At 63.2% G+C, this 19,194-nt stretch carries 16 protein-coding genes; 6 read left to right on the top strand and 10 right to left on the bottom strand.

What is annotated here, in order from left to right; all coding sequences use genetic code 11:
* Positions 1 to 83: 83 nt before the first annotated feature.
* Positions 84 to 1,469 carry an MBOAT family O-acyltransferase gene (locus tag AB7535_RS06495; protein ID WP_439037245.1) on the bottom strand — a complete coding sequence of 462 codons (1,386 nt, stop codon included), beginning with the start codon at positions 1,467 to 1,469 and terminating at the stop codon, positions 84 to 86.
* Between the two features lie 47 nt (positions 1,470 to 1,516).
* Positions 1,517 to 2,494, bottom strand: coding sequence for a hypothetical protein (locus AB7535_RS06490; RefSeq protein WP_085402766.1), 978 nt, complete (start codon positions 2,492 to 2,494; stop codon positions 1,517 to 1,519).
* Positions 2,495 to 3,004: 510 nt separating this feature from the next.
* Here AB7535_RS06490 and asnB point away from each other — a divergent pair.
* The 4 genes from asnB (at position 3,005) to AB7535_RS06470 (ending at position 9,148) form a co-directional block, all read left to right on the top strand.
* Positions 3,005 to 4,789 carry an asparagine synthase (glutamine-hydrolyzing) gene (asnB, locus tag AB7535_RS06485; RefSeq protein ID WP_085402765.1) on the top strand — a complete coding sequence of 595 codons (1,785 nt, stop codon included), beginning with the start codon at positions 3,005 to 3,007 and terminating at the stop codon, positions 4,787 to 4,789.
* 10 nt (positions 4,790 to 4,799) lie between these two features.
* Complete coding sequence (locus tag AB7535_RS06480; protein ID WP_085402764.1) at positions 4,800 to 5,966, top strand: glycosyltransferase; 1,167 nt, start codon at positions 4,800 to 4,802, stop codon at positions 5,964 to 5,966.
* 535 nt (positions 5,967 to 6,501) lie between these two features.
* Positions 6,502 to 7,887, top strand: a complete 1,386-nt coding sequence (locus tag AB7535_RS06475) for a glycosyltransferase WbuB (protein WP_085402790.1) — start codon at positions 6,502 to 6,504, stop codon at positions 7,885 to 7,887.
* 25 nt (positions 7,888 to 7,912) lie between these two features.
* Positions 7,913 to 9,148 (top strand): acyltransferase family protein, encoded by a 1,236-nt coding sequence (locus AB7535_RS06470; protein ID WP_439037244.1) that lies wholly within the window; start codon positions 7,913 to 7,915, stop codon positions 9,146 to 9,148.
* Between the two features lie 46 nt (positions 9,149 to 9,194).
* Here AB7535_RS06470 and AB7535_RS06465 read toward each other — a convergent pair whose 3' ends face one another.
* On the bottom strand, positions 9,195 to 10,460 hold the full coding sequence (locus AB7535_RS06465) for an oligosaccharide flippase family protein (RefSeq protein WP_085402762.1): 1,266 nt from the start codon (positions 10,458 to 10,460) through the stop codon (positions 9,195 to 9,197).
* Positions 10,461 to 10,789: 329 nt separating this feature from the next.
* Here AB7535_RS06465 and AB7535_RS06460 point away from each other — a divergent pair, with 329 nt between their 5' ends.
* Positions 10,790 to 13,288, top strand: coding sequence for a tetratricopeptide repeat protein (locus tag AB7535_RS06460; protein WP_085402761.1), 2,499 nt, complete (start codon positions 10,790 to 10,792; stop codon positions 13,286 to 13,288).
* A gap of 29 nt (positions 13,289 to 13,317) precedes the next feature.
* Positions 13,318 to 14,580: an O-antigen ligase family protein gene (locus tag AB7535_RS06455; RefSeq protein ID WP_144030800.1), complete on the top strand. Its 1,263-nt coding sequence runs from the start codon at positions 13,318 to 13,320 to the stop codon at positions 14,578 to 14,580.
* Positions 14,581 to 14,636: 56 nt separating this feature from the next.
* Here the strand turns inward: AB7535_RS06455 and gspM are convergent, their stop codons facing one another.
* Genes gspM through gspG form a run of 7 tightly spaced genes read right to left on the bottom strand, consistent with a single transcriptional unit; the run spans position 14,637 to position 19,188 of the window.
* The gene (gspM, locus tag AB7535_RS06450; RefSeq protein WP_245344176.1) at positions 14,637 to 15,194 is read right to left on the bottom strand and encodes a type II secretion system protein GspM; all 558 of its coding nucleotides are present in this window, start codon (positions 15,192 to 15,194) and stop codon (positions 14,637 to 14,639) included.
* Positions 15,191 to 16,261 (bottom strand): PilN domain-containing protein, encoded by a 1,071-nt coding sequence (locus AB7535_RS06445; RefSeq protein ID WP_085402759.1) that lies wholly within the window; start codon positions 16,259 to 16,261, stop codon positions 15,191 to 15,193. The genes gspM and AB7535_RS06445 overlap by 4 nt, the downstream gene beginning before the upstream one ends.
* Positions 16,258 to 17,205: a general secretion pathway protein GspK gene (locus AB7535_RS06440; protein ID WP_085402758.1), complete on the bottom strand. Its 948-nt coding sequence runs from the start codon at positions 17,203 to 17,205 to the stop codon at positions 16,258 to 16,260. Before AB7535_RS06440 ends, AB7535_RS06445 begins: the two co-directional genes overlap by 4 nt.
* Positions 17,202 to 17,885: a PulJ/GspJ family protein gene (locus AB7535_RS06435; protein WP_085402757.1), complete on the bottom strand. Its 684-nt coding sequence runs from the start codon at positions 17,883 to 17,885 to the stop codon at positions 17,202 to 17,204. The genes AB7535_RS06440 and AB7535_RS06435 overlap by 4 nt, the downstream gene beginning before the upstream one ends.
* Positions 17,885 to 18,289 (bottom strand): prepilin-type N-terminal cleavage/methylation domain-containing protein, encoded by a 405-nt coding sequence (locus AB7535_RS06430; RefSeq protein ID WP_085402756.1) that lies wholly within the window; start codon positions 18,287 to 18,289, stop codon positions 17,885 to 17,887. Before AB7535_RS06430 ends, AB7535_RS06435 begins: the two co-directional genes overlap by 1 nt.
* On the bottom strand, positions 18,267 to 18,740 hold the full coding sequence (locus tag AB7535_RS06425; RefSeq protein WP_256461638.1) for a prepilin-type N-terminal cleavage/methylation domain-containing protein: 474 nt from the start codon (positions 18,738 to 18,740) through the stop codon (positions 18,267 to 18,269). The genes AB7535_RS06430 and AB7535_RS06425 overlap by 23 nt, the downstream gene beginning before the upstream one ends.
* Complete coding sequence (gene gspG / locus AB7535_RS06420) at positions 18,718 to 19,188, bottom strand: type II secretion system major pseudopilin GspG (RefSeq protein ID WP_085402755.1); 471 nt, start codon at positions 19,186 to 19,188, stop codon at positions 18,718 to 18,720. Before gspG ends, AB7535_RS06425 begins: the two co-directional genes overlap by 23 nt.
* Positions 19,189 to 19,194 lie beyond the last annotated feature (6 nt).

Raw genomic sequence — 19,194 nt, 5'->3', positions numbered from 1 at the left:
TTGGGGCGGTTGCGACGCCCCCCTTTTCGTTGTTCGGGTCAGGATACTCACGCCCAACCTTCGCGGCCGGGCGTCGGCCGCGGTCAGAACTGGAAGTAGATGAATTCGGCATGTCCAAAAATGCCGAACAGCACGATGTAATAAGCCAGCGCGACACCGGCAGCCGTTGGCAGCCAGCGCACCTCCCACAGATCACGAAGGCGCTGCGGCCGAAACGACAGGTGGAAGTCGATCACGAACAGCAGTGCGAGCGAGACGGCGAGCATCACCAGTTCGCCGCTCGCGAGATCCAGCATCTTCAGGGTGAAATAGGAGATGGGACCGACGTCGCCCAGGCTCCGCAGGGCGACGATCGCATTGGCGACGCTCGTCGACCGGAAGAAGACCCATCCCACGAGCACGACGGCTAGCATCCAGGCCCAACCGAGCAGCAGACGAGCCGACTCGCCGAGCCATGCTTCCGGTTTCGCAAGCCTGATAAAGGCTCGTTCGACAACCAGGCAGACTCCATGCAGCGTGCCCCAAGCGACGAAGTTCCACGCTGCACCGTGCCAGATACCACTGACCGCGAACACGATGATGAGATTGCGCGCGGTGGAGCCTTCGTTGCCGCGGCTTCCTCCGAGCGGAATGAACAGATAATCGCGGAACCAGGTCGACAAGGAGATATGCCAACGGCGCCAGAACTCGTTCAGGCTGGTGGCGAAATAAGGTTGCCCGAAATTGATCATGAGGTCGAAGCCCATGATGCGTGCCACGCCACGCGCAATGTCCGAGTACCCCGAAAAATCGCAATAGATCTGGAGGGCGAAGAGCACCGCCGCGAGCAGTTGATAACTGCCGGAATACTGCGCCGGATTGGCGTAGATCCCGTTCACCACCGACGCGACCACGTCGGCGATGCACATCTTCTTGAACAGGCCATAGCCGACGAGCAACAGGCCGGCGGTGACATTTTTGTAGGAAAGCCGATGCGTGATCCGGAACTGCGGCAGCATGTGCGCCGCGCGCTCGATCGGACCGGCGATCAGCTGCGGAAAGAAGCTCACATATTGGGCGTAGGTGATAAAGTCACGCTCAGCAGCAACCCTGCGATTGTACACGTCGAGCGTATAGCCGACCGACTGAAACGTGTAGAACGAAATGCCCAGCGGGAGCACCAGACCAAGGGCATAGTCCGGCACCACATACCCGAATAGCCCGACCACGCCGAGCACGTTCGAAATCAGGAAGTCCAGATATTTGACCGTTCCGAGTACGCCCAGATTGATCGACAGCGCGATGGTCAGCGCCGCCTTGCGTCCGCCATCGGTCCGAGCCCGCGCCATCATGAGTGCGGTCGTGTAGTCCACGATCGTCGTCAATCCGAGCAGAAGTCCGAAGGAAGGGCGCCAGCTCATGTAGAATATGTAGCTGGCGATCAGCAGCACCAGCGGCTGGGTTCGCCCCGGCAACGAGAAGAACACCACCAGGAACGTTACGAAGAACGCCAGAAATTCGAAAGAGTTGAAGAGCATCAGTCGAATGCTCCGGTGGCCTTCAGCAATTTGGCCAGATCGGCCGTGTAGGCGCGCGCCCCGGCCGGATTCATGTGCTGCGGATCGGCAAAGAGCGCTGGCGGATACATGAAATAGTCCGGCCCGAACACCCGAATGAGGGGCCGATCCGAGATCATCATCGACCTGGCGTCGTCAGCGGCTGGCAGCGGAGCAGCCTCGCCAGTGCGGAAGAAGCCCGGAACAATGATGATCTGGAAGCCATACTGGCTCGCCAGCCGTTCGAGGTGATTACGAGAGTGAGACTTTTCAGGGATCATCCGTAGCTCAATACGTGTGGGATGATCGGTCGGCAGGGCGTAGTCATCCGGAAGGCGATCGCCCGGGTAATGGCTCTGCGACTTGATGAAGTACCAGCCCCGATCGCGGAGCATTGCAGCGCGCTGGATCTCCACATCGCGGCGCGCGTCGGACAGTCGATCCAGATTCTGAAAAGCGAACAGCGCTGCTTCACGGGGCAAATTGCGAAAAGGAAACAGCGTGCTTGCCAACAAATTATCGTTGCGCAGGATATCAGCAAAATTATCGGATGCGCCCTTGTCGTCCCAAGGGATCGTCAACAGCACGTGCGTGGGAACGTTGCCGGCTTCCAACGCGGCTTCCAGAATCGGTAGGAAGTGAACTTCGCCGGGCAGGCCAAGGTTATACGATCGGAAGCCGGACCCGACGGCCGCATCCAGGTCGGATGGACGCAACGCGGAGAGAAGCTTGCTGTTGCCGAAGACCATCACCCGATTGCGGTCCTGCGGATCGAACATCCGGCCCTTCACAAGAGTATCCAATTTTGCGTACGCAATGACGACCGAGCCCGGCCTGATAAAAGGCAGCATGGCGTAGGCGGTGTACAGCGAGAGCCAGACCGCGCCGAACAACAGCCCGAAGACGACGACGGATTTGAACCACGGAGCGGCGATCGCGGCCGGCTCTTCTGCATTCACGGCCGATGCGGCCTCCGGAGATGGCAGAGGCGAGCGGACCGTGGCTGTAGCTCGTTCCGATATCTCTGAGGCCAGTGAAATCCGGTCAGAGAGTTGGCGCCGGCGAGGCTTGTACATATCCGACGGAACTCACGGGACAGAGCATTGGGATGATCGGGTGCCGGCGGTGGTGACGGGCCGTTCGCCGTGCCCGAACTGCAAGCGCGCGTGCGCCGGCGTGGTGCGTTCGGGAACGAAGAACATGCAGCCCTGTTATCATTCTGTTATGTTTCAGCCGAGGTCCTATCAAACGAACATTACAGTTTGACGATATCGCGGTCGCAGCACTCAATACGTGCAGCGCATTGCCGAAGACGGTAACATTGAGTAGATAAACCGGCCGCTGGTCCGGGCTTCCCCGTCACATTGCGCGAGGGCCTGCGCAGGGAGGATGATTCAAGGCGCCGTAACGCACCGTCGCACAATTATCATCGTGCATGACAACATTCCTCGCTGACCGAAAGCTGAACCATGTGTGGAATTGCTGGCGCCTTCGCATACCGTGCCGAGGCGCCCCTCATCGACAAAGCCGAGCTGCTGCGCGTGCGTGACGCGATGCTCGCGCGCGGTCCGGACGGCGCCGGCCTGTGGATGGCCGCCGACGGGCGCGTCGGCTTCGGACATCGCCGCCTGGCCATCATCGACCTGAGCGAGGGCGGCGCGCAGCCCATGCTTGATCCCGAAACCGGCAATTGGATCTGCTTCAACGGCGAAATCTACAATCACCAGCAGTTGCGCGCCCGGTTGAACCACGACGGCGTCGCGACGCGAACTCAATCGGACACCGAAGTGTTGCTCAAGCTCTACGCCCAGCGCGGCGAAGAGATGTTCTCCGACCTTCGCGGCATGTATGCCTTTGCACTCTGGGACGCGAGTCGGCGCGAGTTGCTGCTGGCCCGGGACCCGTTCGGCATCAAGCCTCTGTACGTGGCCGACGACGGCGCCACCATTCGCTTCGCGTCCCAGGTCAAGCCGTTGCTGCAGGCCCCGGTGGACCGGAGGCCCGAACCGGCGGGCCACGCCGGCTTCCTGCTGTGGGGCTCAGTACCCGAGCCATACACCCTGTACCGCGGCATCCGCGCGCTGCCGCCTGGGCACTGGCAGCGCTTCAGCGCCGCGGGCGCCGGACGGCCGGTCCGGTTTGCAAGCATCGTGGATGCGTTGGGTCGCCTGCCCACGGCCTCCGGCGCCCGCACCGACGACGCGCTCGATCAGATCGCCGCAGCGGTCAGGGACAGCGTCGCCGCGCACATGGTGGCGGACGTGCCTGTTGGCGTGTTCCTTTCGGCGGGGTTGGATTCAACCATGCTCGCGGCCTGTGCGGCGAGCGCCGGCGAGTTGCGCACGCTGACCTTGGGCTTCAACGAGTATGCCGACGGCCCCAACGACGAGGCTGGACTGGCCGACGAAGTCGCCGGCCTGCTCCACGCAAAGCATGCGCTGCATCGGATTTCAGCCCGCGACTTCGAGTGCGACCGGCAGCATTTGATCGACGCGATGGATCAACCCTCGATCGACGGCATCAACGTCTGGTTCGTCTCCAAGGCTGCGGCCGCGCAGGGCCTGAAAGTTGCGATCTCGGGGCTCGGCGGCGACGAGCTGTTCGGATCTTACCCGAGCTTCCGGCAGGTACCGCGCCTGGTGAGCCTGATGCGGCGCGCACCGGTCGGCGAACGAACCGGGCTACTGCTGCGGCATCTGGCCCAACCTTTCGCCTCGGCACTGCCGTCGCCCAAATATGCGGGACTCGCCGAATACGGCCACAGCCTGTCGGGGGCGTATCTGTTACGGCGAGCACTCCACATGCCGTGGGAGCTCGCGCAGCTGATGGACCCGGCCATGGCCAGAGATGGCCTGGAGGAGCTCGCGACCATGAACCGCCTCGATGCCAGCACCGAGGGTCTGGAGAGCGACCGGCTGGCGGTCTCCGCTCTCGAGATGCAGTGGTACATGCGCAACCAGTTGCTGCGCGACGCCGACTGGGCGGGTATGGCGCATTCGCTCGAGATCCGCGTGCCCCTGGTCGATCTGCAACTGCTGCAACACTTCGTGGAGCTTCCGGATTTCGACGCGAACAGCGAAAAGCGCACCATCGTCAGGCGCGTCGCGCCCGAATTGCCGGAAGGCGTGTTGAACCGGCCCAAGACCGGCTTTGCGGTGCCGATCCATCAGTGGCTCAATCCCGGCGCGAGCAGCGGCGTCACGCGGCATCGCGACTGGGCGATGACGCTGTATCGACATTTTGCCGCAGCCTGAGGAGACACCAGTGAGGCTGCTTCACGTCATTTCCTCCGCCGATCCCAGCAATGGCGGGCCCATCGAGGGCGTACGCCAGCGCGGCTTGCGACTGCTGGAGATGGGTCACCAGGTTGAAGTAGCGTGTCTGGATGATCCCAGGGCGCCTCATCTGGAATCCTTTCCGTTACCCGTGCATGCACTCGGGCCGCCGCGTGGCGGCTATCATTTCTCGACGTCGCTCCAGCCATGGCTGCGCGCCCACGCCGGCGGTTATGACGCAGTCATTGTGAACGGTATCTGGCAGTACCACAGCTTTGCCGTTTGGCAGGTCATGCGCGAGCTGAGGCAGCCCTACGTCGTGTTCACGCACGGCATGCTTGATCCGTGGTTCAAGCAGAACTATCCGCTCAAACATCTGAAGAAGTGCCTCTACTGGCCTTGGGCCGAATACCGGGTTCTGCGCGACGCTGCGGCTGTGCTGTTCACGAGCGAGGATGAGCGGTTGCTTGCGCGCCGCTCGTTTTGGCCCTACCGGGCGCAGGAGGTCGTGGTGTCCTACGGCACGCGATTGCCGCCGCAGGACGCGCGCCCGCTACGAGAGGCTTTCCTTGCCGCCCATCCCGAGTTGCGCGGCAAGCGGGTGCTGCTCTTTCTCGGGCGGCTGCACGCCAAGAAGGGCTGCGATCTGCTTGTCGAGGCGTTCGCCCACGTTGCGGCCGAGGAGCCTCGCCTGCATCTGCTGATGGCCGGGCCGGACCAGACCGGCTGGGTCAGTCAGCTCAAGGCCCGGACCCGCGCCTTGGGCGTGGCCGATCGCATCTCATGGCCCGGGATGTTGCAGGGCGACGCCAAATGGGGCGCGTTCCACAGCAGCGAGGCCTTCGTGCTGCCCTCCCATCAAGAGAACTTCGGCATCTCGGTCGCCGAGGCCCTCGGTTGCGGCCTGTCCGTGCTGATTTCCGACAAGGTCAATATATGGCGCGAGGTTCAAGCGGCCGGCGCTGGTCTTGTCGCCGAAGATTCGCTGGCGGGCACACTTCAAAACCTGCGCGCATGGCTAGCCATGTCTCCGGAAGACCGGGCAACCATGGGCCGACGGACCCACGACCTGTTCGCGGATCGGTTCAGTGTTGACCGGATGGCGACGGCATTGATCGATGTCGTGCGTGCGGTGCAAGCCTCCCCGCGCTCGTGACCCGAGAACCCGGTATTTGGTACGGTTCAGGCGACCGGATCGACGTCTGAAGTTGCCGATGGCCTGGCCCTGGCATGTCGCGATCTTTCGTCATCTGGAACGCGTGATCCAGATTGCCGAGACGCCGTAGCCGGCAGTGATGGTGCTGCCTCGCAGCACCTGCGACGCCCGGCTTCGCCGCCGCGATCCGCGCCCCGGCCCGATCTCGATTTGCCGCCCGCACGGAGCCAGGCTTCCGATCGCCGTGTGTTGCACCGATCGATCCAATTCTCGGGATCGCCGCGCCGCGCCGCTACTTGTTACTTGTCGTATCGTTATTACGATAACGTCACACAAGAAATGATATCAGGCATAACAATACGCAGGAGGATGCTCGCCGAGATCGATCCTATCCAGGATCATCTCGGACTCGGCTTCACCCCCAAGACACGCTCCGGCCTGCAGGCGCCACGACCGAACCCATAACCGGCTCGGCGGGCTGGGATTTGTCGCGGCCGGTCGAAGCCTTTCGCTTGGACCGAAAATGAGGACGGTCATGCGGGTGTTGGTGATAGGGATAAATTATGCTCCCGATCTGATCGGCGTGGCGAAATACAACACCGAATTCTGCGAGAGTCTCGCCAGTTGGGGACACGAGGTTCGCGTCGTCACGGCCCCGCCCTATTACCCCGACTGGAGCATCCCACCGGGATATCGTTCGAGATGGTATCGCCATCAACGTCTGAACGATGTGGACGTCATTCGGGCGCCGATCTACGTGCCAAGCCGGCCCTCGGGTCTCAAGCGACTGCTTCACCACGCCTCCTTCATGCTTTCGGCGGCCGTCCCCGTTCTGTCGAGCGCGTTCTGGTGGCGCCCCGATATCGTCTTCGTGGTGGCGCCATCCCTGCTTTCCGCGCCCATGGCGGCATTGGCCGCCAGGATGACCGGCGCATCCTCCTGGGTCCATGTTCAGGACCTCGAAGTCGACGCAGCCTTCGAGGTCGGGCTGCTCCGCAGCGGCGTCACGCGCAAGCTGATGCGTACGGTCGAACGGTGGATACTGCGTTCATTCGACCGCGTTTCGACCATCTCGATACAGATGGTACGCCGCCTCGAGCACAAGGGTATCGTGCCTACCAGATTGCGTGAGTTCCGGAACTGGATCGATACGAGCATCGTCGTGCCGGGAAGCAATCAAACGCAGCTCCGCTCGGAACTGCAGCTGGCGCCGACCGATATCGTGGCGCTCTACTCGGGAGCCATGTCGAACAAGCAGGGGCTGGAGCTGATCATCGAAGCTGCCGCAGCATTGAAGGACAGCCAGCCCTCGGTGAAATTCGTTCTCTGCGGAAATGGCCCGGTCAAACCGGCATTGGTTCAAATGGCTGCCGGTCTGCACAACGTCCGCTTCCTTGATCTCCAGCCGCTCGATCGGGTCTCGGAGCTGCTCAGCACCGCCGACATTCAGCTCTTGCCGCAAAAGGCCGAGATATCCGACCTGGTTCTGCCGTCCAAGCTGGCCGGCATGCTCGCATCCGGCCGACCGCTCATCGCGATGACCGAGCCTGGTACGGGGATCGCGTCCGAGGTGGAAGGTGCTGGCCTCGTCATCGCTCCAGGCGACGCCGGCGCGCTTGCTGCGGCTGTCACGATTCTGGCCGAAGACGAAGCACTGCGAGATCGCCTCGGCGCCGTCGCGCGCGCACGCGCCGAACAGAAATGGGATCGCATCTCGATCATCCGTTCGCTCGAACACGAATTCATGTCCCTTCCGCAACGGACCGCCACACCTGCTCCGCGCACCGCGCCATTGGCGACGCCGGTTCGCTCGATCGAACATGTCGCGACGGGCAGCCGCCGCCGGCCAGAGACGTCAGGGTGGCCGCCCTCAAGAGAGCCCTTGCGTCCGCGAGCCAGGGGCGTCGGCTCTGAACACTAGCAAGACTGGACGGGGATCAGTACCGATGACTTCCGCGCTGCCCAAGGGAGAAAGCATCTCCGCTCGGATGGAGTCCGTTGAGGGTCATTCAACAGGCTTCGACTACCTCAGGATACTTCTCTCTACGGCCGTCCTCTTCATCCATAGCAAGACGTTTACGCTGGGCGCAGATGTCCAGACCTTCAAGTCGCTGGTTGACTCGACGGTCCGCGTCGGCATGTTTTCCGTGGCGCAGCCCCCGATCTACCAGCCAATTCTCTGGGCAGTGGTGCCGGCTTTCTTCGCCCTTAGCGGATTCCTTGTTTCAGGAAGTCTGCATCGTTCAAAGACGACAATCGGCTTTCTGTTGCTGAGAGTGCTGCGTATTATCCCGGCGCTTTGTGTCGAGTCGCTTCTCGCAATGCTGGTGCTCGGTCCGCTCGTGACCAGCTTCACCTTGGCCGCGTATTTCAGTGATCCTCTGTTTCGGGCATATCCTCTCAATATCATCGGCGATATCCAATATTATCTGCCTGGTGTCTTTCTTAACAACCCTGTGCCGCGTGTCGTGAATCTGCAGCTCTGGACCATTCCGGCGGAGATGTACTGCTACGCAATCCTCGCTACCGTGCTCGTCCTGCAGCTCGCACACCTGCGCCGGACCGTTCCGCTCGTCACCGTGGCGACGTTCATCTGCCTGCTGGGAATGCAGGCCTTGGGAATTCATGCGCCGGCGGACTGGTCTGCGGGTGACGGGAGAGTGCAAATCGAGACTCTCGTCCTCGCGTTCTTGATCGGCGTGTCCTTGTTCGAGCTCAAGGACAAGGTTCCGCTGCGAGCTGACCTTTTCGCTCTGTCGGTCGTGCTTTCCTACGCCCTGCTCTGGGGAGGAGCGCTGCAATATCTGGCGATGATCCCGATCGCCTACGCCACCGTCTTCGTCGGGCTTTCCAACTTCCGCGAGACGTTCGTCAATCGGACGGGCGACTATTCCTACGGAGTGTACCTGTATGGACTGCCGGTACAGCAGCTCCTCGTCCACCTCTTTCCGGAGAACAGGAACTGGCTGCTCAGCTTTGCCATGGCTTATGTCCTCAGCTTGGTGTTCGCGGCGTTGTCCTGGCATCTGGTCGAATCGAAGGTCCTGGCGAAGAAGAGGATCATCGTCGAGGCTGCCGAAAATTTCCTGAGGCCTTTGTCATTCCGGTTGCCATGGGGGCCTGCAGCCAAGCCAGTCGCTCCCCCCATCGCGACGGTGCCGAAACCGGCCGACTTGAGCTGATATCACAGGACGACAAGATCGGGGCTCGGCCGTCCCGGCTCGTCCCTCAGCGGCGCAGATAACGATATCCGACATAGAGTCCAACCAGATTCAATACGACCTCTCCCGCCACGAAAGCATAGACGCCAAGCATGGAAACCAGCATGTAACTGACCAGCATTCCCGCCACCGAGCCGATCGCCAGAGCCCCGGCGGCGAGGCCATACGCGCCCGTCGCCGCCAGGGCCTGCATCATCATCAGCAACAGCGACATCGTGAATATCGTCGGCGCGAAGCCGGCGATGACAATCGCAGCCCGGTGCAAGCCAAAATCCGGCACCTGCGCAGCGATGCCGGCGACGACGGTAACCCCGACTGCAAACGTCGCCGCGCAATAGAGCGCCATTCTCTGCGCCCCGAGCATATTGCCGAGGCTCTGCTTTCCGGCTGCTGACAGTTTCTCGACGAGGCTTGGGAATTCCACCCTCAGCACGAACCCTACGATCTGGGTCGATGCCGTCACGATCTGCTTGGCGTACACGAAAAGGGCGGTCGTCTCGGCGCCGAGATAGACCGTGCTCAATACCAACTGAACGCGCATGTTGACCTGCCCCGGCAAGATCTGGAACGACAGGGCACAGCCGTCCGTCAGTGCCCTTGTCAGGCCCGCACGTGTCACCCTGTGAAATCGCGGGTACCAGCCCTTGCGCGCCAGCGTCGTCCATTGCGCGATCAACGTCACGAGATAGCCTATGGAAAAGGCGCCGCCCAGGATCGCGCCTGCTGCGGCAGCCGACTTGTGGGCCGCCAAGGCGAGGCCGGCGGCGGTGACCAGGTAAGCCACCGATCCCGTGATTCCGCTGATGCCACTCAGTCTCAGGCCGTCGAGCAGACCAACCCCGTTGACGGCCCACAGCAGCAATCCGGGGAGCGCAAGGGCGACGTACCATCGCGAAAACTCGTCAGTCGAGAATCGCCAGACATACAGGGCTGCAGCGGCACCGACGATCAAGGCCACCGTGATCCTTATCGCGCTCGTCTCGCAGAATGTCCGCCACACCTCGCCGCGTGCCTCTCGGCCGCTCGGCAAGCGGGCGACTGCCCGGGCGAGTGTCGTACTCGCACCGGCGTCAACGAGGACGATGCCCAGAATGGCAAAGGAATAATGCGTGCCGAATGCTGCGAGAAGCTCGTACTCACCTGCGGCCACGAGCACGGTCTGGACAATGAATATCGCCCCTTGACCGAGGCCGAACCCGACGACCAGCAGCCCGATATTGGCAATCTGCCTCCATTGGCCGTGGACGGCTCTCACCCAACCGGCGGCGCGCATTTGTGCAAGCCGGTATCGAGACGCCGCAGGGCTCCGCGTTCCATCCGAGGCGTTGGGGCTCGCGACACTTGTATCAAGCATGATGTTTTCCGGGGCGGGCGTCGTGACCTGAACCTACGGCTGGCAGCGCCGATGTAGACCAATGTTACACTAATTGATACCTCGCATAACCGGTCCGACGACAGCTCGCGGATCATCGCATAGCTCGCCGCTACAGCCGCCGATGTCACAGTCTTGTGCAATTCGGAACGTAAGGAGTGGGGTCGGGTCAAGCAGAGCGGGAGTTCGTCCCGGCCATCGGGCCTTTGAGGCAATGTGCGGTTCGAGCGATGCGTGACGAGCGACGGATATTGGATCGGGCGCTGTCCTTGCATGACAAGGGGGACATCGCCGCCGCCGCCAAACTGTATCGACGCATCATCGATGCCAATCCCAGTAATCTTCACGCCGTGCATTTCCTGGGCGTGGCCGAGGCAGCGGCGGGAAATATTGATCGCGCAAAACTGCTGATGACACGATCGTTGCAGTCGAAGCCGGTCAATTTGGAGTTCATTGAGAACTACGCGGCCGTGCTCCACCGGGCCGGCGAGCATGACGAGTTGGTTCGGCTGTGCCAGCACGGACTACAATTCGCGCCGACCAGCCTGGGACTTCTACATGGAAGCTCGGCCGGGCTGTTGGCTCTGAGCCGCCATCCCGAAGCCATCGAGCAACTGACACGCCTGTTGGCGCATCACCCCCGGCATTTTCCAGCCCACTTCATGCTGGGTTCGGCGCTGGCGAAGTCGCGCCAATATGAACCGGCCCTCGCCTCGTATGACCAGGCATTGCAGTTGAACCCACGGCTCGCGGAGGCTCATCTCGACAAGGGAACGATCCATTTCGCCACCTGCCGTTACGACGACGCGCTCGCGGCCTATGACAACGCCCTCACGCTGCGGCCCGATCTTGCGGCAGCGGCACTCGGCCGCTGCTACGCCCTGATCCAGTTGGGCCGGCGCGATGAAGCTTTGGCGGCCGCAGACCACACATTGAAGCTGCAACCCGACCTCCCCGAAGCATGGGTTGGCCGGGGCAACGCTCTCCTCGATCTCGGTCGCCTCGAGGACGCCGCGGTAGCCTACGACCGTGCACTCGCCATCGGGCCGCAACTCGCATCGGCCTGGTCCGGGCACGGCAATATTCTCCTTCGATCGGGCCGTCAGCGCGATGCGGAGGTCGCGTTCGATCGCGCCATCGCTGCGGATGCCGCTTTCGCCGAGGCCTGGCTCGGGCGCGGGACTGTGTTGCTGTCCCTTGGCCGTCACCACGATGCGGCGGCGGCTCTCGACCGCGCCACAGTCCTGAATCCCGGCCTGGTGAGCGCCTGGCTGGCGAAGGGTCAGGTCGCCTACCTCGAGAAACGTTACGACGACGCCTTAGTCGCCTGGAACAGGGCTCTCGACCTCAATCCGGATCAGTCCGCCGTGGCCGCCGCCTGTTTGCGCGTCAAGTTGCATCAATGCGATTGGACGGATTTCGAGAGTGGTTGTGCCTCGGTAAGGTCATCGGTCCGAAGCGGGAAGCTCGTCTCACCGTTCATGTTCGTCGCGATTCCGTCCACATCGGCCGAGCAGCTCCAATGCGCGCGCACATGGGCCGAGAACAACTTTCGTCTCCAGAGGTCGCCGGTCTGGCGCGGCGAGCGCTACAATCACGACCGTGTCCGCATCGGCTATCTCTCGGCCGATTTTCATCAGCACGCGACCTCGCAGCTGATGGCGGGCGTCTTCGAACATCACGACAGGACGCGCTTTGAAGTCACCGCGATCTCGGTCGGCCCAAACGACGGCTCGGACATGCGCCGGCGGATCGAAGCCGCGTTCGAGCGCTTTGTCGACGCCAAACCGCAAAGTGACGCTCAAATCGCCGAGCTTGTCAGGGCTCTGGAAGTGGACATCCTCGTCGATTTGAAAGGATATACCCAGGATGCACGCACCGGCATCTTCGCCATGCGTCCCGCGCCGATCCAGGTCAATTATCTCGGCTTTCCCGGCACCATCGGTGCAGGCTTCATCGACTACATCGTCGCAGACCGAAACGTGATTCCCGAGCACGATTACGATTGCTACGTGGAGAAAATCGCCTGGCTTCCCGAAAGCTATCAGGCAAACGATCGCGACCGTGCAATTGCGGATCTGATGCCTGTCCGCGCCGAGCACGGCCTTCCGGATGACGCTTTCGTCTTCTGCTGCTTCAACGACAACTACAAGATCACGCCCGACGTTTTCTCATCCTGGATGCGGATTCTCGCCGCGGTGGAGAACAGCGTGTTGTGGCTGTTCGAGGACAATCCAACGGCTGCGGACAATTTGCGTCGAGAGGCGCAGGCAAGGGGCGTGGCGCCGCGCCGTCTGGTTTTCGCCCAACGGCTCCCCACCTCCGCGCACCTAGCGCGGCATCGTTGCGCGGACCTTTTCCTCGATACAGTTCCGTACGGCGCTCATACGACCGCCAGCGATGCGCTCTGGACCGGACTTCTGGTCGTGACCTGCCTCGGCGAAACATTCGCGGCGCGTGTCGGGGCGAGCTTGCTCAATGCGATCCGCCTGCCCGCACTGATCACGACGACGCCGGCGGCCTACGAACAATTGGCGATCGAACTGGCGAACGATCCCGCCAGGCTCGCGGCGCTGAGAGCGAAGCTGGCCCGCGATCGACTGACGACACCTTTGTACGACACGGAGCAATACACGCGTGATCTGGAGACGGCATACGCGGCCATGATGGAGCGGCACATGGCGGGATTGCCGCCGGACCACGTCCGGGTGCCGGGAACCACCGTCTGACAAGCGCACCCGCAAGAGGGACGATTTCCTTGAACCTGCCAGCATCTTTCGTCGATCGATCGACGACCAACCCGGGCAAGCACCGATTGACCGCTGGTGCTGCCGCAATTTTCCGCGCTCGCAGCCCTTCAACGATTGCAGTTATCGGGTCTTTCTGGGCGTGGTGCGGCCTCCTTTCCTTCCCCATGATTGACCTGAACCCGGACTTCGCGGACGTTCCAACTTCGTTTGCCCTGGGCGGCACGGTTCTGATCGGACAGATTACCGGAATCGCGCTGTTCATCACGACGGTGTCCTTGATGCACGCTTCGCGGGCGTTCGCCAGCCTGGGGCGATTGAGCCTCGCCCAGGTCGCGATCATTGGCATCATCTACCTGTCTGTTGTCCTACAATTGCACGATGACGAGGCGGCGACGTTCGTTGGCGTTTTTTACACCATTCTGCTCATGCTGACTGCTTTGATGCTGTCTGTCGTATGGACGCTGCCACCGGACGACATCGAAACCTGCATGAAGGTGGCATCCATCATATTTTGTCTGTTCGGCATCTCCGCGCTGGCCGTCCTGGGATTACCGCAAGGCCGCAATGTCGGGGGTATTCAACCAAATCTCTTTTCCGCACCGTTACTCGCAGGCTTCATTCTGTCGCAGTTTCACGCTGGGAAAACGGGTATCGTCGTCAGAATCCTGTGCTTCTCGATGGCCGCTCTCGTCAGCTCGCGGTACGCCTTGATCGGCTGCATTTCCGCGCTTGTCGTGCATGACTTAACCTTCAATTCCCTGCGCCCGTGGAAGGTTGCCGCGGCGATCGTTGCGTTGCTGTTGTGCATATTCCTTTGGCCGCAGATTGCCACCTTTCTCGCGCTTGACGATTCAAGTCGAGATCTGTCTTCAGGATTCACAGGAAGGGATGAATACTGGTACGCGGCCCTGGCGACGATCATGGATCATCCGCTCGGCATCGGATTCAAGCGCGCATCAGCCTTTGAGGCCGGGCACAATGGCTACCTGAAGACGCTGGTGGAATTCGGAATCGTCGGGGGCGGATTGATAATCCTCTTTATCGGTTGCGTCATTGCCGCTGCACACGCCGAGGCGGTGCGATCAACGGGGAAGGATCGGCAGCAACGCCGCTTTGCCTGTGCCCGCTTGGGCGGATTGGTCGCCCTGGCGTTTGGGGCCTTCTTCCAACCCCAGTTGTTCAGTCTCGGCGACGCGTTCGGGGTCTCGCTCCTGTTGCTGCTGTTCAAACCTGAAATGAAGCCGGTATCCGGTCGCGCAGCAATTGCGTGAGCGCCCACCGCGCAACGATCGCGAGCTGATTTCGCCTCCACCCGAGGTCGCTTCGTTCACTTCGCGTTCTGTCGCTGCGCCGAGATGCCGAGGACCAGGCGCAACTTACTGTTGTCGGCGCTGCCCGAGGCGGCCTGGACGACCAGACCATCGATGAACAGAAAGGGCATGCCGGCCTCCAGGTCATAGAGGAGCGGCTGAAGAGATGCGGAAGCGAGCTCGATGTTGAAAGTCGCCGAGACGAAGCCGGATTTGGCGAGCGGTCCCTGGACATCGACCTGTGACGACAGTGTGTTGCCGTTCACCCGCTTGGTCGCCGCGAGCACCCGCTGGAGCAGCACGGCGCTTGCGACCGAGGCCGTCTGTCCTTCGAGGAACGCCGAGCCCGTGGGAACGCTGATATCGGCCCGGACGGCGGGCGGCGGCGTAGCACGCCGGGCCTCGAGCGTCTGAAGGATCTCTGCCGCTGACGCCGCAGCATCGCGGCTACCCAGGATCTCGATCACGGTCTGCACTGTCGTGAACGCGAACAGCACCACCAGCGCCACATAGGCCGCGACCGCTGCGACCGGTAAGCGCGTGAGATATCCTTCGAACTTCTGCATGCTGATCATGTGCCCGGCCCGAATTGCGGCTTGATCCTGGTCTCGATGTGGAAGCGCTCGCCCGCCTCGTTGGCGGCGCGCGTCGTCGGTGCGAAGAAGCCTGCGCTGGCGAAATGCGGTGACTGCTCCAGGATCTGGATCAGCGACGGGGCGTCGCTGGTCAGACCCGTGATCTGGAGCTTGTCGCCCTCGATCCTCAGCTCGGTCGCGTAGGTGTGGTCGGGCAAGAGGCCGGACAGCTCTTCCAGCACCATCACGGCCGACGGCATCGTCTGCTTGCGGCGCGCCAGGATTTCGAGGGGCGAGCTGCCCTGGCCGCCCTGCCCGCCGCGCGCGAGCGCGCGGCGCTCGGCGATCCGGCGCTGGGTCTGCTGCAGCTGGGCATCGTAGGAATCGGTGGCGATCCCGCCGAGCCCGACCGACAGCATCGCCAGCACGCCGGTCGTCGCGAGGACTGCGATCAACGCAAAGCGGAGCCGGCTCGAGCCGGTTTGCCCGCCGACGCGCTGATGATAGACGGCGACCCGCTCCATCCCGGGCGCAGAGGTCGAGATCTCGACGGCGGCCGCGCCTGCATCGAGGAGAGCTTGCGACAACGATGTCACCGCCGCGCGCGCCGTCGCGACCACCGTCAACTCGACCTGGTCGTCGGCGATCGCCCGCGGCGGCGTCCAGTGAAACACCGCTTCCGCCGGGCTCCAGGGTGTCAGCCGATCGATCTGGGCACGAATGATGCCGTCGAGAAACTCGACTGCACGTCCCGGCAACTCCAGCGGACGAAATACGAAGCGCGATGGCTGAAGCGCGAGGTCGACCATCGCACCCTTCATCGCCGCGGACCATTCGTCCGACAACGGTTCGCTGATCATGCCGTCGACGACGTTGATGCGACTGTGCGGCAGATCGGCATCCTTGCTCGTCGTCGAGGCAAGGCGCAGCGTCAGAGCGCCCTCCTCGTCCTCGCTGATCGCGATCTGCCGCGCACCGCGCGCTCGTTCGAGCCGCGCGCTCGCCGTGCGCGCAACGCTGTCGATCCACAGCGACAGCGCGGCGGCGATTTGACTGGGAATACTCATCGGCTCTCCCGCGGCCTCGGCCGCCCTCCTCGATCCGGATCAACCTCGTCGGTCCACGCCAGTACGCGGAAGGCCTCCTTCTCGCCCGGTCCCGGAATCCGGATCACCGCCTCGGGCGTTCGTTGCCGGCCGTCCCGCAGCGTGATCCGTATGCGCACCCGATAGGCGTCGCTCGCCGATATCGTGGCGCCCGGCTGCCGCCCGCCGAGCGCGCCGATGACGAACTCTGGATTGTCGGGCGGCAGGTCCGCGCGCTGATTGAGGAAGGCGTCGAGCCTGGCCGTCGTCATGTCCGGCAATGCCGCGATCACCTCCGGCGCGCCATCGAGCACGTTGACCTCCGCCATACCGCTGTAGACGGTCACGAAAGGCAACGCACGCTCGATCAGCTCGACCGGCAGGCCGAGCACCAGCCACAGCTCATCGGCGCTGGCGAATGGCGCTTGCCGCGGCACGTAAGCGAGGTCCGCCGCAGCATAGGCCGCCGGCTCCGTATCCCGCCCGTCCGGTCTCGGCGTGCGCCGCCAGGCGACGACGCGCGCGGCATATTCGTCGGCTGCTTCCGCCGGCGCGCCGAGCGCCCTGAACAGTCCCGCGATCATCGCACGCGGCGCCATATTGAGATTGATCCGTGCCGATTCCGACATGTACTCGACCCGCACGGAGGCATCCGCCAGGCGGAAGCCGAAGCCGCCATGGGTCGGACGCCGCATCGTCGCAGGCGCCGACAATTGGTAGGCGGCGAGCTCGACACCCGCCGAACCCAGCATCTCCCATTGCGTCGCCGCGTCCAGCGCCGAGAGCGCATTGGCCGATTGCGCGATGTAGACCGAAGCGACGGTCGCAAGCGCGGCCAATCCCGCGAGCAGCCACAGGGTGGCGACGACGATGAACCCGTCCTGCGCCGCAAGCTTGCGTCTCAGTCGAGCGGCCGGATTGGTCATTGCGTCGGCCCGTTACCGGGTTGCGTCTGCGTCGCCTCCTGCTCGGTCGACGGATCCGGCCGCGGCGCGCTTGTCTCGACATGGATCCGCGCGGCGCTCGAAATCACGGTTCCGCGCTCGACATCCCTGATGTCGAAGCGGACCGACATCGGCAGTTCGCCGGAGTTGAGCCAGCGGCTGCCCCATTTGCCGTCAAGGCCGGCATAGGCGAAGCTGATGCGATATGGCAGCCGCAGCAGCACGACGGGATCGACGAACGGAATCTGGTCTGCCCTGGGATCTCCCGCCTTCAGCAGCACGAACGGCGCGCGCATGCGCACCAGTGCCGGACCGTTTCTGTCGTTGATCTCGGAGATCCGCACGATCTCCAGCCCCGGCCGACCATTCGGGCCGAGCACGGAGCGGACGAACATCACGGCCTGCTCCCCGCCGCGAAACAACGGCAGATTGTCCGACCGCGTCACGTAGTCGGCCGCCGCCAGATCGGCCGTGAGCCGGTCGAGAGCGACCGCGACCTGCTCATTGCGCTGGGCACGGATGATGCCGCGATTCCAGCTCGGCAGCCATTGCCCGGTGACCGAGGCCAGCGCGCCCATGATCAGGCCCATCAGTGCCAGCGCAACCAGGGCTTCGAACAGCGTGAAGCCGTCTTCGGCGCGCCATTGCCGGGCGTCGGTCATCAGCTCCCGCCCCTGCTCTGCAAGCGGATCGTTTCGAACGACACCATCGCCCCGCCCGGCGCCTGCACGCGCAATTCGACGCGCTGCGGAACGAACCGCGACTCCGGCACGACAGGCACATCATCGAGGAATGGCGTCATACGCATCTGCCAGCGGTGGCCGGCGACCCGTCCGCGCAGATCATCAAGCATCGGCGCTCCGGCGCGCGGCAAGGTGGACACCACCACGCGCGCCGCATTGACGAGGGCGGCATGCTGCTCGAGCTTCCAGGCGCCGCGCGAATTGGTCGCGACCAACGTTCCGATCGCGGCGAGCACGATCGTCACCAGCGCGAGCGCCACGACGGCCTCGATCATGGTGAAGCCGGCTTCGCGCCGGCGGCTAGAGGACTTCCTGCGCGACAATGTCCACGCCTCCCGTCAGCCAGTTCACGCGCACCTCGACGGCGTTGCCGAGACGTGTCAGGCGGATCGTGCCGCCGCATGACATGCCGCTGGCAAAAAAACTGATGGTAGAGAACGCCGGCCGGCCGTTGCATCGTTGCGGCAGCAGCGCGTCGAACACCACGTCCTGCGGCACCTGGATGATCCAGGGGCCCGACCCCGACCTCACGGTACGCGCCCGCGCGTCCACAACGGCGCTGACCGCGCCGTAGCGCGACAGCGCGGCGTTGCGGTCGGCCTTGAGCAGGGCCGCAACCTCGATCGCATAAGCCTCGAGCCGCGGCCGCGAGGTCTGCGACGGAAAGCGCGGCAGCAGCACGGCCGCGAGCATCGCGACGATGGCCAGCACGCAGACCATTTCGAGCAGCGTGAAGCCGGCCTCGCCCGTATCAGTTCGCTCCGGAGACGAGATCAGTCGACGTTCCCGTCCCGCCTTCCTGTCCGTCGGAGCCGAGCGAGCGAATTTCGTAGGGCGCGCGTTCCGCCGGCTGCTTGTAGACATAAGGATTGCCCCATGGGTCGTTGGGAACGTTGCCGCCCTTCAAATACGGGCCATTCCAGGACGCCACGCCGCTCACGGCATGCGCGAGGGCGCCCAGTCCTTCCGAGCTGGTCGGGAAGCGTCCGGCGTCGAGGTAGAACAGGTCGAGCGCGCTGCTGAAACTCTGGATCTGTATCTTGGCCGCCTTGACGCGGGATTCGCTGAGATAGTTCAGCACTCGCGGGCCGACCAGCGCCATGATCATGCCGATGATGGTGATGACGACCAGCATCTCCACCAGCGTAAAGCCTTCCTCGCCGCGACGCCGGCGCCGCCGCCTCGGCGCAGGGAACAGCCCCTTCTTGGAAACGCGGATCATGCGAAC

Origin of the sequence: Bradyrhizobium sp. 956_D2_N1_4, assembly GCF_052076025.1 — a bacterium.
GTDB lineage: Bacteria > Pseudomonadota > Alphaproteobacteria > Rhizobiales > Xanthobacteraceae > Bradyrhizobium > Bradyrhizobium barranii.
Note: the sequence above shows the minus strand (reverse complement) of the source record. Positions and strands in the feature narration are given on the sequence as shown.